This is a genomic window from Streptomyces sp. ALI-76-A (assembly GCF_030287445.1).
In the GTDB taxonomy this organism is placed as follows: Bacteria; Actinomycetota; Actinomycetes; order Streptomycetales; family Streptomycetaceae; genus Streptomyces.
Genome location: NZ_JASVWB010000002.1, coordinates 3,726,737 through 3,739,493, shown reverse-complemented (window position 1 = coordinate 3,739,493; position 12,757 = coordinate 3,726,737). Strand labels below are relative to the sequence as shown.

The window sequence follows — 12,757 nt, the reverse complement described above, 5'->3', positions numbered from 1 at the left end:
AGTTCTGCCCGGGAACGGCCAATGGAGTGACTTGGTTACGGTTCGTGTGGCATACGGGGGACAGCGCGCGAACGCCAGGGGGCGGACCGCTGCCGGTCCGCCCCGCCCAATCCACCTGTCGTACGGGCTACTTGACCGCGCCCGCCATCACACCGGAGACGAACTGCCGCTGGAACGCGAAGAACACGGCCAGCGGGATCACCATCGAGATGAACGCGCCGGGCGCCAGGACGTCGATGTTGTTGCCGAACTGGCGTACCTGTGTCTGGAGGGCGACCGTGATCGGCTGGCTGTCGGCGTTGGAGAACACCAGCGCGATCAGCATGTCGTTCCACACCCACAGGAACTGGAAGATGCCCAGACTCGCGATCGCGGGCCCGCCGAGCGGCATCACGACCCGCGCGAACAGGCGCAGTTCACCGGCACCGTCGAGCCGGGCGGCTTCCAGCAGCTCCTTCGGGATCTCCGCGAAGAAGTTCCGCAGCAGGAACACCGCGAAGGGCAGGCCGAAGCCCGTGTGGAACAGGACCACCCCGAGGATGGAACCGAACAGCCCGATCTTGCCGAACAGTTCGGCGATCGGGATCAGCGCCACCTGCACCGGCACGACCAGCAGGCCGACCACGCCCAGGAACCACCAGTCGCGGCCCGGGAACTCCATCCACGCGAACGCGTAGCCCGCGAGCGCGCCGATGACGACGACCAGGAGGGTCGCCGGCACCGTGATCAGGGCCGTGTTGACGAGCGAGTTGGTGATGTCGCTGTTCTGCAGGAGCTTGTCGTAGCTCTCGAAGGTGAGCTGGGACGGCTTGCTGAAGACGTCCCACCAGCCGCTGACCGTCATCTCCTTGGGCGGCCGCAGCGAGGACAGCAGCAGCCCGAACGTCGGGACCAGCCAGAACAGGCCGACGACGACGAGGAAGAACTGCACCAGACCGCCGCTGACACGTTCCGCGAGGCGTGATCCGAGCGACCGCTCCGGCTTCACGTTCTCGGCCGGCGCCGCCTCGGTGGGCCGGTCGGTCTGTGTGGTCATCGCCGCACCTCCCGCTTGAGCCTGCGGATGTTGAACCACATCACCGGGATGACCAGCAGCAGCAGGAACACCGAGATGGCGCTCGCGACGCCCGGCTGGTCCTCGGAGAAGCCCTTGCGGTACAGCTCCAGCGCGAGGACGTTCGCGTCGTCCTGCGAGGAACCCGGGGCGATGATGAAGACCAGGTCGAAGATCTTCAGGACGTTGATCATCAGGGTGACGGCGACCACCGCGAGGACCGGCGCGAGGAGGGGGACCGTGACCCTCCGGAACACCTGCCACTCGTTGGCGCCGTCGACGCGGGCCGCTTCCAGGAGTTCCCGGGGCATCCCGGCCAGCCCGGCCGCGATCAGCACCATCGCGAACCCCGCCCACATCCAGATGTACGACCCGATGATCGCGGGGGTGACCAGGGACGGGCCGAGCCAGTCCAGGCCGTTGTAGGGCTCCCTGAAGTTGCTCGCGGGCAGCCGGAGCTGGGCTCCGTCGGCCTTGTCCGACAGGGTGAAGGTGCCGTCGGCGGCGGCCTTCGTCGACTCCACGACCTTGCCGTCCCTGACCGCCTCGATCCGCATGCCGGGGTAGCCGAGCTCGGAGGCGTCGGGCGCGCCGAGCGTGCCGACGCCCTTGCCGCGGGTGAAGTCCTGCCACGTCGTCCCGGTGATCTTCCCCGGGTCGGCCTGCGGCGCCGCGGCCGGCTTCGCGTCCCCGGGCATCTGGTCGGGGGCCACACCGACCAGGGGCAGGGTGACGGTCTCGCCGGCGCGGACGGGCTCCTTGGTGACGAAGCTCCCCCCCTGCGCCGTGAGCGGCGAGTCGCGGCCCGGGTGCGCCTTCGGGAACGCGGACGCCTCCGCGAAGGTGTCGTGGACGCCCACCCACACCGCGTTGGCGACGCCCTTGTCCGGGTCCTGGTCGTAGACCAGCCGGAAGATGATGCCCGCCGCCAGCATCGAGATCGCCATCGGCATGAAGACGACGAGCTTGAACGCCGTGCCCCAGCGCACCCGTTCGGTCAGCACCGCGAAGATCAGTCCGAGCGCGGTGGCGACCGTCGGGGCGAAGACCACCCAGATGACGTTGTTCTTGAGCGCGGTGCGGATGCCGTCGTCGGTGAACAGGGCCTCGTAGTTGTCGAACCCGGCGAAGCCGCCGCCGGACTGGTCGTAGAAGCTGCGGACGACCGAGTACCCGATCGGGTAGACCACGAGCGCGCCCAGCAGCACGAGAGCGGGCAGCAGGAACAGCGCTGCCACGGTCTTGCGGGTGCCGGTCACGCTCTTGCGCGACTTGGGGGCGACGGGGCCCGGAGGGGCCCCCGCCGCCGCGGTGGACGCCATCCGTCAGCCCCCGTAGGCGGCCGCCGCGTCGGCCTCCAGCTTCGCCTGGGTGCCCGCGATGTCCTTCGGGTTCTTCAGGAAGTCCTGCAACGCCTTCCACTCGCCCTTGCCGGGCGTGCCGCCGAACGCCTGCGGTGTCTGGTCGGACATGTCGAAGCGGAAGTCGTCACCGGCCGCGATGAGCGCCTTGGCCATCTTCTGCTGCACCGCGTTCGGGTACGCCGAGTCCGGCACGTTCTTGTTCGGCGAGAGGTAACCGCCGAGCTTCGCCTGGACGGTCGCCGCGTCCGGTGAGGCCAGGAAGGTGACCAGGGCCTGCGCCGCCTCGGAGTCCTTGAGGATCACCGCCGCGTCACCGCCGGAGACCACGGGCGCGCTGTCGCCCACGGCCGGGAAGGGGAACACCTTGGCGTCCGTGCCGACCTTCGCACCGGCCTGGACGATGTTGACCTGCGCGAAGTCGCCCTCGTAGACCATCCCCGCCTTGGGCTGGTCACCACCGGTGAAGGTCTGCGTCACCGAGGCCGGGAAGTCCGTCTGGAGCGCGCCGGTCGCACCGCCCGCGACGTAGTCCTTCTTGCCCCAGACCTCGGCCAGCGTGGTCAGCGCGTCCTTCACGGACGGGTCGGTCCACTTGATCTCGTGCTTGGCCAGCTGGTCGTACTTCTCCGGACCCGCCTGGGAGAGGTAGATGTTCTCGAACCAGTCCGTCAGCGTCCAGCCCTCGGCGCCGCCGACGGAGAAGGGGGTGACCCCGGAGTCGTAGACGGTCTGCGCGGTGGTCAGCAGCTCGTCCCACGTCTTCGGCTCGGTGGCTCCCGCGTTCTCGAAGACCTGGGCGTTGTACCAGATCAGAGACTTGTTGGCGGCCTTGTAGTAGACGCCGTACTGCTTGCCGTCCACCTTGCCGATGTCCTGCCAGCCCTGCGAGTAGTTCTTGGCCAGCTCCGCCTGCGCCTCGGCGCCGAGCGGCTTCGCCCACTTCTTGTCGACGGCCTGCTTGATGGCGCCGGGCTGCGGGAGCATCGCGACGTCCGGCGGCTGGCCGCCCGCGATCTTCGAGCCGAGGAAGTTGACGATCGGGTCCTGCGCGGGCACGAAGGTCACCTTGGCGCCCGTGCGCTTCTCGAACTCCGCCAGCACCTTCTTGAAGTTCGCCTGTTCGGCGCCCGACCAGACGGCGGCGACCTCCAGACTCTTGCCGTCCAGTTTCGGCAGGGTGACGGTGGTCCCGGTCTCCGTGCCGCCCGTCGGGCCGCTGTCGCTTCCCTTGTCGTCATCACCCCCGCAGCCCGTGAGCGCGAGCGCGAGGGCTCCCGCGACGGCGGCGGCCGCCGTTTTCGCGGCCCTGGTCCGGTGTGTCCGGATGATGTTGTTCCTGCTGTGCATCACTGCCCCGTTCTTGGTGCCTCGTCGAACGTTCGAGCGCTGTCCCGTGCGCTCTGGTCTACGCCCGGTGGGTTGGGGGCGGCAAGAGCGCGTCCGCCGTCAAGCGGGGGATCGTGATCGCCCTGTGACCAGGCACCCGGCGTCGGTGGCGCCCGCGCCGGGAGCGGGTGGCCCCCGGACCTCTTGCATCGGCCTGAACGGCCTCGTCCTGAAGCACGGGACGGGCCGGGAGATGCCGGACATGAGCGGAACGAGTCCAAAGACACCGGCATGAGCAAGGGGGCCGGCCGTCACAGCAGCGACGGCACCTGGACGGCCGCCACCTCCCGGGCCGCCCTCTCCAGCGCGCTCGCCAGCAGGGCCAGGTCCGTCGGACCGTTGCCCAGTTCGCGTACGGGGCGGCGGGCCGGGGGGTCGCCCATGCGTTCCCACTCCAGGGGGACGACCGTCGGGCGCAGCGTCGCCGTGCGGGGGATGCGGCCCGTGACCCGGCCGCCCTGGAAGACGGTGGTCCGGCCGTCAGCCCAGGTCAGGCGGCCACGCCCCGGTGCCGGTTCGTCCGGGCCGGGGGCCGGGGCGTCGAGGGTGACGCGCAGGGTGGCCCGTCTGGCCGGTTCCGACTGGGCCGTACGGCCGCCGACACCGGCCGCGGCCACCAGGTGCACGCCGAGCCGCTCGCCCTCCCGGGCCACGGCCTCCAGCGCGCGTATCACCGAGCCGGCCGCGGGCCTGCCCGGTGAACCGAGCGCCGGGGAGACCAGCAGGTCCAGGTCGTCGACGACGACCACGAGCCGGGGCAGCGGCGGTGGCGCCTCCGGCCGGCGGCGGGCCGCCGCGGGCCGCAGACGCAGAGTGGAGCTGGACGGACCGTCCAGGTCGCCGTCGAGGGCGCCGCCCGACTCGGTGCCGGCGCCGGCCCTGGCCCCCGACCCGTTCGCGGCAGCGCCGCGGGCCGTCGGGGAGCGCTGGGCGACCAGCCGGCCCGACACCTCACGGCCGGTGTGCCATTCGGCGAAGTCGGAGCGCCCCAGCAACTCCGCGCGCCGCTTCAGCTCGGCGCTCAGGGACTGGGCGAACTCCCGCATCCGCACCGGATCGTTGGCGGTGAGGTGGGTGGTGACATGCGGGACGTCCGTGCAGACCCGCAGGCCCTCGCCGTGTCCGCCGCTGTCCGTGCCCACGCTGTCCCGGCCGTCGATCAGGACCACGCTGAGCCGGTCGGGGCGCTCGGCGGCGGCGAGGGAGGCGACCACGGCCCGCAGCAGCTCCGTACGCCCGCTGCCCGGCGGTCCCTCGATCAGCAGGTGCGGGCCCTCGGCCGCGAGGTCCGCGCAGACCGGGCCGCGCGGTCCGGCACCGAGCACCGCCCAGACCCGTCCGCCCAGGGCCTCCGTGTCGTCGGCGGCGTCCGCCCAACGCGCCATCAGGGACGCCGGGGTGGCCCGGGCCAGCCCCAACTCGTCCAGCAGGCGGGCCGCCTGGGGCAGCGGGGCCGACACGCGCGGGTGCCGCTCCCCGGCGGCGCCCTCCGCGCGCAACGGCGCCAGCGCCCGCGCGAAGCGCTCCGCCCAGGCGAGCGAGACGGCGTCCACCGCGGCGACGGTGCCGTGCCCGACGGGGCCGTGTCCCGTGGGGCCGGGTCCGGCGGGGCCCGCGTCGGCCGGGTTCGCCGTCGCTCCCGCCCGGGGCGTGTCCGGGCCGGTGCCGGACGGCCCCGGGCCGGTGCGTGCCACCCGCAGCAGCCGCAGGGCCGTCGCCACGTCCCCGCTCAGCAGGGCGACGGCACCGCAGTCCCGGAAGGCCGGGGCCGCCGCGCAGGCCGCCTCGTACGTCTCCGTCACCGGGGACGCGGGCGAGGCGGGGGCCGTCTCGGCGAGGCTCACGACGTGTATCCCGGCCCGGGGGCCCTCCAGTGCCAGCCGCGCCACCGCCTCCCGCACGGCGGCGCCGCCGGGGTCGCCGTCCACGACGACCACGGTGTACGGGCCCGCGAAGCCGTCCGATCCGGGCCCGGTTCCGTCCGCCGCGGCGTCGTCCCTGGCCCAGGACGGACGCCGGTCCGCACCGCGGTCCGGCCGGCGCGCGTCGGCCGTGGCGGACGCGGGGCTCACCCCCGGCCGCGCCTGCGTCAGGTGGTCCTCCAGCCGGCGCAGGAGTTCGCCGGTGCGGGCCGTGGCCTGTTCGCGGTCGTAGGCGAGCAGGAGTCGGCAGTCCTGGCCGTGCCCCGGGCGGACATGGGGGAGCCAGCCCAGCCAGGCCCACTCGGCGGTGCGCTCCCGCACGGGACGGGAACGGTCCGTGCTGATCAGGACGATTTCCAGGGTGTCGGGAGAGTGCAGCGCGGCGAGCTGGGCGACGACCGCGCGGGCCAGCCCGGCGAGCCGGGTGCGCGGACCCGCCAGCCCCAGCGCCCCGACCTCGCGCAGGTCGGCGGTCACCGGCACCGCGGGCAGCAGACCCGAGCCGCCGGGCGCCGCCCGGTCGGCCGTGCCCAGCCGCACGGTGAGCGCCTCCGGGTGACCCGGGCCGCGCTCCCACAGCCGGGGTCCGGGTCCCAGCGCGGTCAGCAACAGGGCCGCGGGGTCCGGCCAGGTGTCCGGGGCCTGGGACGGCGCAGCGTGGGGCGCGGAGCGTGCCGCGGGAACGGCGATGTCCTCGGGTCCCTCGTACGTCTCGCGTCCGGCCGGGTCCGGTTCGCCGCGGGCGCCGGTCAGCCGGCGTGCCCACGCCGAGATCCCCCCGCGCTTGCGGACACCCTGCGGGACGTCGGTGCCCCGGAGGGGGGTTCCTTTGCGGCGGCCGGTCCCGGGGGCGGCCACCGCGTCCGCACCGGGGTCCGGCGCGCTGTGGCCGGCGTCCTGGGGGTGTCCGGGGCCCTGGTGGTGTTGTCCCGGGCTGTGGCCGGAGCCTTGGTGGGGGCCCGGGGTGTGGCCCGCGTCCTGGCGGTGTTCCGGGCCGTCGCCCGCCGCGGTGCCGTGCGGGGGTGCTCCGGACGGGCCGCCGTGGGTGCGTCCGCCGTCCCCGGGCACCGTGCTCGAAGCGCCGGTCGCCCCGGAGGGTCGTCCCCCCTGTGCCCGGCCACCGTCGTCGGCCGCCGGACCGGGAAGGCCGTCGGGGGCGCCCGCCCTGGAGGAGCCTTCGCGTGTCTGCCCGGGGACGCCGGCCGTCGCGCCGAAGGCACCGCCCGACCCGAGCCGTCCACCGTGCGTCGCCCCGCTGTCGTCGGGGTCCGCGCGCGAGCCGCCCTGGGGGACGGAGCCCGTCCGGCCGTACGGCCGCGCCGCCGTCTCGACGGGCGGGGCTCCGCCCTGGCCCGGTACCACCGCCGGTGGTTCGACGGGGTCGTGGTCCTGGGCGCCCGGGGCGCCGGTGGAGGCACCCCATCCGGCCGCGCCGTACCCGTGACGGGTCCGGCCGGTGGGGCCCGAGGAGGCGGGGCCGCCGTCGGCCGGGGCCGGTCCGTCCTGCGGGGCGCCGGTCGGCACGCGCACGTGGCCCTCGCCGTCCGGCGCGGTCCGTACGCGGGCCCCCGGTCCGCCGGCCGGAGCCAGCCGCAACGCCGACTCGCCGAGCCGCAGCAGCGCGCCGGGCGCGAAGCGGACCGGGCGGGTGCCCACCCGGGTGCCGTCCAGCGTGGTGCCGTTCGTGGAGTCGAGGTCGGCGACCGAGACGCGGCCGTCGGCGGCGACCGTCACCGCGCAGTGCAGCCGGGACACGTCCGGGTCGTCGAGCGGGACGTCGGCGTCGGCGGAGCGGCCGATGTGGATCTGCCCGCCGTGCAGCAGGTGGACCCCGCCCGCGTCCGGGCCGGCGATCACATGGAGCTGGGTCGGGGCGTCGTCCAGCTCGGGGTGTGCCTCCGGCTCGCCGGGGGTGCCCAGGAACAGCACGGCGCCGTCGATCAGCGGGGGCTCGCCCAGGGTGCAGCGCTGCGCGTCGAGCCGCTCCCCGCCGGCGTACAGCACGACCGGGCCGCCGCCGCGGTCGGTCTCACCCGCGCGCGCGGCGCCCCCCTCGCCGGAGACCGCCGAGGCGAGCGCCGACGCCACCGCGGCCAGGGCGGTGCCCGCGGGCGCCGTGACCAGCACGTCGCAGCTCGCGGCGCGAACCCGCGACTGGGCGGGCCCCAGCGGGTCTACGACGGTCAGCCGGATCTGCATCGCCGTCAGCGGTCCCTTCTGCGCGGGCACCCGGGAACAGGGACGAAGCCGCTCCGCGGTCCCCCACGCGGACTTCCCCCACCGCCACGAGCACGTCGGCCAGTGCTGGAGGCATCCTCGCACCTGCCACTGACATCACGCCCGCCACCCGGCTTCACATGATCTTGATTGGTCGGCTCTGCCCGCAAAAGTGCCTGACCGGTGCCCCACGAGTGATCGCTTGGGACCGGTCAGGTCCGCGTCCGGCAACCAGCCGACCGAGCAAAGCGTCTTTCCTTCGAACAAGTACGGCAAGCGGAACGTAAGACGCACAGAAAGACGACAAGCTGCCGTCGAGCGCGGCGGCATTACAGTAGGTCGGAATACAGGCGAGCAGCAGGGAGCCATGACGTGCGGCCGGTAGGCAGCAAGTACTTCCTCGAGGAGCCGCTCGGACGCGGCGCCACGGGGACCGTCTGGCGGGCCCGCCAGCGCGAAGCCGCGGGTCATGAGGCTGCCGTGCAGGGCCGGCCCGGGGAGACCGTCGCGATCAAGGTCCTCAAGGAGGAGCTCGCGAGCGATCCCGACATCGTGATGCGGTTCCTGCGGGAGCGCTCCGTCCTGCTCCGGCTGACCCACCCGAACATCGTGCGGGTGCGCGACCTGGTGGTCGAGGGCGATCTGCTCGCCCTGGTCATGGACCTCGTCGAGGGTCCCGACCTGCACCGCTACCTGCGCGAGAACGGCCCCTTCACACCCGTCGGCGCGGCCCTGCTCACCGCGCAGATCGCCGACGCGCTCGCCGCCAGCCACGCCGACGGCGTCGTCCACCGCGACCTGAAGCCGGCCAACGTCCTGCTCAAGCAGTACGGCGACCAGATGCATCCGCTGCTGACCGACTTCGGCATCGCCCGACTGGCCGATTCGCCCGGACTGACCCGCACGCACGAGTTCGTCGGCACGCCCGCGTACGTGGCGCCCGAGTCCGCCGAGGGCCGTCCGCAGACCTCCGCCGTCGACATCTACGGCGCCGGCATCCTGCTGTACGAGCTGGTCACCGGCCGTCCGCCGTTCTCCGGCGGCTCCGCCCTCGAAGTTCTGCACCAGCACCTCAGCGCCGAACCGCGCCGCCCGTCCACGGTCCCCGACCCGCTGTGGACGGTCATCGAGCGCTGCCTGCGCAAGAACCCGGACGAGCGGCCCAGCGCCGAGAACCTCGCCCGCGGCCTGCGCACCGTCGCCGAGGGCATCGGCGTGCACGCGAACTCCGCGCAGATCGCCGCGGCCGAGGGCGTCGGCGCACTGCTCGCGCCCGACCCGGCTCCGGCGGCCGTCCCGGGCATGCCCGGCGCCGCCGACCCCACGCAGGTGCTGCCGCACGGCGCGGGCGCCTACGACCCGAACGGCGCCACCAGCGTCCTGCCGCACACCTCCGGCCCCGGCGGCCCGGCGGGCGCCGCCGACCCCACCGCCGTCCTCCCGAGCCGGGGCGCGGCCGACCCGACGGCCGTCATGCCGCCGGTGCCGCCCGGACAGCAGTCCGGGCAGGGCGGGCCGGAGGATCCGCACCCCTGGCAGAACCAGCTGCGCGCCGCCCGCGACCGCAACGAGCAGACGCAGGTCCAGTACCTCGACCCGAACGAGGACCCGCTGCGCCGCCGCCCCCAGCGGCAGGTCGCCCGGCCGCAGCAGCAGCCGCAGCAGCGCCCGCAGCAAAGGCCGCAGCAGCAGCGCCCGCCGCAGTCCGGCTACGGGCAGCCGCAGCAGGGCGGTTACGGCCACCCCCAGCAGCACCAGCCGCAGCAGTACGCCCCGCAGCAGCAGCCCCGGCAGCAGCCGCAGCCGCAGCGGTACACGCCGCCGCCCGTCCCGCAGGAACCGCGGCGGCCCGCGCGCGAGCCCCGGCAGCGCAGCGCCAACCGGATGAGGATCCCGGGGCTGGGCTGCCTCAAGGGCTGCCTGTTCACGCTCATCATCCTGTTCGTCGCCGGCTGGCTGGTCTGGGAGCTGAGCCCGCTCCAGGACTGGATCGGCACGGGCAAGAGCTACTGGGAACAGCTCAGCGACTGGTTCGGCAAGGTGACCGGCTTCATCGAGGACCTGGGCGGGGGTTCCTCCGGGCAGTAGCGGCCTCGGCCCTCGGCGGCGAGGTTGGGGATTTGTCGACACCTGGCGGGTGATTTCCGTCTCCGCGGTGAAGGTTGGCTCTTCCGGCGCGTAGTTTTGTCGGCACACGCGTCTGTAGGAGCAGCCTTGGCACGGAAGATCGGCAGCCGGTACACCGCTCACCAGATCCTGGGGCGGGGCAGCGCGGGCACGGTGTGGCTGGGCGAGGGACCCGACGGGCCCGTCGCCGTCAAGCTGCTGCGCGAGGACCTCGCGTCGGACCAGGAACTCGTCGGACGCTTCGTGCAGGAGCGCACGGCGCTGCTCGGCCTGGAGCACCCGCACGTGGTCTCCGTACGGGACCTGGTGGTCGACGGCAACGACCTCGCGCTGGTCATGGACCTGGTCCGGGGCACGGACCTGCGCACCCGGCTCGACCGGGACAAGCGGCTCTCGCCCGAGGCGGCGGTCGCCATCGTGGCGGACGTGGCGGACGGGCTGGCCGCCGCGCACGCGGCCGGGGTGGTGCACCGCGACGTCAAGCCGGAGAACGTGCTGCTGGACATGCAGGGCCCGCTCGGCCCGGGCGGCTCCCACCCGGCGCTGCTGACCGACTTCGGGGTGGCGAAGCTGATCGACTCGCCGCGGCGGACCCGCGCGACGAAGATCATCGGCACGCCGGACTATCTGGCGCCGGAGATCGTCGAGGGCCTGCCCCCGCGGGCCTCGGTCGACATCTACGCCCTCGCCACCGTCCTGTACGAGCTGCTGGCGGGCTTCACGCCGTTCGGCGGGGGACACCCGGGCGCGGTGCTGCGCCGCCATGTCACCGAGACGGTCGTCCCGCTCCCCGGCATTCCGGACGAGCTGTGGCAGCTGATCGTGCAGTGCCTGGCCAAGGCGCCGGCCTCCCGGCTGCGCGCCTCCGAGCTGGGGGCGCGCCTGCGGGAGCTGCTGCCGATGCTGGCCGGGATGCCGCCGCTGGACGTCGACGAGCCGGACACGGAGGAGGCGGAGGACGAGCGGGAGGAACCGCCCCAGGAGCCGACGCCCTCGGCGCGGGTGCGGCGGGGCGCGGTGCCGCTGGTGCCGGGCGCGAAGCCGGCGGACTCCAACCGGGACACGCACACGTCGATGAGGGTGCCGGGGCCGGACGAGCTGGCCGGGGGCGCGCGGGGGACGGCACGGGCCCCGCGGGCGTCCGGAGCCCCGCGTCCGGGCTCGGCCCGGCACCGGGCGGCCACCCGGCGACGGCGGGTGGTGCTGGGCGTGGCCGCGGTGCTCCTGGTGGCAGCGGCCGGGCTCGGCACGTGGGCGGCGACGTCGGGAGACGACGCCGGCGCGACCCCCCAGGACCAGAAGAACTCCTCCCCGGCGTCCCCCTGACCCGGCAGCGGCGCGACCCCCTGGCGCCCGACGCCCGGGTCCAGAGGGCTCCGCGTCAGGCCCGGTCGGCCAGGAAGACCCGCTGCCGGTCCGGCTCCGGCGGACGAAGGAATGGAGCCGCCGTGGCCCGTCCCGGTCGGCCGCGGGGATCGGGGCGTAGCCCCCGGGCGGGCGGGTACGGCCGTGGCGGGGCAGGGGTGAGCCGTGGTCGTCGGAGCTGCCCGCCTGGCGGAGCCGTTAGGCTGGAGGCGTGGCAGTCGTCGATGTATCCGAAGAGCTCAAGTCCCTCTCCTCGACCATGGAGTCGATCGAGGCCGTTCTGGACCTCGACAAGCTGAGGGCAGACATCGCCGTGCTCGAGGAGCAGGCAGCCGCGCCGTCCCTGTGGGACAACCCGGACGAGGCGCAGAAGATCACCAGCAAGCTCTCCCACCTCCAGGCCGAGGTGAGGAAGGCGGAGACGCTGCGCGGACGGATCGACGATCTCTCCGTGCTGTTCGAGATGGCCGAGGAGGAGGACGACCCGGACACCAAGGCCGAGGCCGAGTCCGAGCTCGTCGCCGTCAAGAAGGCGCTGGACGAGATGGAGGTCCGCACGCTGCTGAGCGGTGAGTACGACGCGCGCGAGGCGCTCGTCAACATCCGCGCCGAGGCCGGCGGCGTCGACGCCGCGGACTTCGCCGAGAAGCTCCAGCGCATGTACCTGCGCTGGGCCGAGCAGCACGGCTACAAGACCGAGATCTACGAGACGTCGTACGCCGAAGAGGCCGGCATCAAGTCGACCACCTTCGCCGTGCAGATCCCGTACGCCTACGGCACCCTCTCCGTCGAACAGGGCACCCACCGGCTCGTGCGGATCTCGCCCTTCGACAACCAGGGGCGTCGCCAGACCTCCTTCGCGGGTGTCGAGGTGCTTCCCGTGGTCGAGCAGACCGACCACATCGAGATCGACGAGTCCGAGCTGCGGGTGGACGTCTACCGGTCCTCCGGCCCCGGCGGCCAGGGCGTCAACACCACCGACTCCGCGGTGCGCCTGACCCACCTCCCCACCGGCATCGTCGTCTCCTGCCAGAACGAGCGCTCGCAGATCCAGAACAAGGCGACCGCGATGAACGTCCTCCAGGCCAAGCTCCTGGAGCGCCGCCGCCAGGAGGAACAGGCCAAGATGAACGCCCTCAAGGGCGACGGCGGCAACTCCTGGGGAAACCAGATGCGTTCGTACGTGCTGCACCCGTACCAGATGGTCAAGGACCTGCGCACCGACTACGAGGTCGGAAATCCCGAGGCCGTGTTCAACGGCGAGATCGACGGATTCCTCGAGGCCGGAATTCGCTGGCGCAAGCAGACCGAGAAGTAAGTTT

General features: G+C 73.6%; 7 protein-coding genes. 3 read left to right on the top strand and 4 right to left on the bottom strand.

The genetic code is table 11. The features are described 5' to 3' along the window. Positions 1-127: 127 nt before the first annotated feature. The 4 genes from QQS16_RS17625 to QQS16_RS17610 form a co-directional block, all read right to left on the bottom strand. Positions 128-1,036, bottom strand: coding sequence for a carbohydrate ABC transporter permease (locus QQS16_RS17625; RefSeq protein WP_286062744.1), 909 nt, complete (start codon positions 1,034-1,036; stop codon positions 128-130). Continuing rightward, positions 1,033-2,376 carry a carbohydrate ABC transporter permease gene (locus QQS16_RS17620; protein WP_286062743.1) on the bottom strand — a complete coding sequence of 448 codons (1,344 nt, stop codon included), beginning with the start codon at positions 2,374-2,376 and terminating at the stop codon, positions 1,033-1,035. Before QQS16_RS17620 ends, QQS16_RS17625 begins: the two co-directional genes overlap by 4 nt. 3 nt (positions 2,377-2,379) lie before the next feature. Next, positions 2,380-3,765: an ABC transporter substrate-binding protein gene (locus QQS16_RS17615; RefSeq protein ID WP_286062742.1), complete on the bottom strand. Its 1,386-nt coding sequence runs from the start codon at positions 3,763-3,765 to the stop codon at positions 2,380-2,382. Positions 3,766-4,055: 290 nt separating this feature from the next. Beyond that, the gene (locus tag QQS16_RS17610) at positions 4,056-7,925 is read right to left on the bottom strand and encodes an FHA domain-containing protein (RefSeq protein ID WP_286066361.1); all 3,870 of its coding nucleotides are present in this window, start codon (positions 7,923-7,925) and stop codon (positions 4,056-4,058) included. A 390-nt stretch (positions 7,926-8,315) separates the two neighbouring features. Here QQS16_RS17610 and QQS16_RS17605 point away from each other — a divergent pair, with 390 nt between their 5' ends. From QQS16_RS17605 to prfB, 3 genes are all read left to right on the top strand, one after another. After that, positions 8,316-10,031, top strand: coding sequence for a serine/threonine-protein kinase (locus QQS16_RS17605; protein WP_286062741.1), 1,716 nt, complete (start codon positions 8,316-8,318; stop codon positions 10,029-10,031). A gap of 126 nt (positions 10,032-10,157) precedes the next feature. Continuing rightward, on the top strand, positions 10,158-11,396 hold the full coding sequence (locus tag QQS16_RS17600; protein ID WP_286062740.1) for a serine/threonine-protein kinase: 1,239 nt from the start codon (positions 10,158-10,160) through the stop codon (positions 11,394-11,396). Positions 11,397-11,646: 250 nt separating this feature from the next. Then, on the top strand, positions 11,647-12,753 hold the full coding sequence (prfB, locus tag QQS16_RS17595; RefSeq protein ID WP_286062739.1) for a peptide chain release factor 2: 1,107 nt from the start codon (positions 11,647-11,649) through the stop codon (positions 12,751-12,753). Positions 12,754-12,757 lie beyond the last annotated feature (4 nt).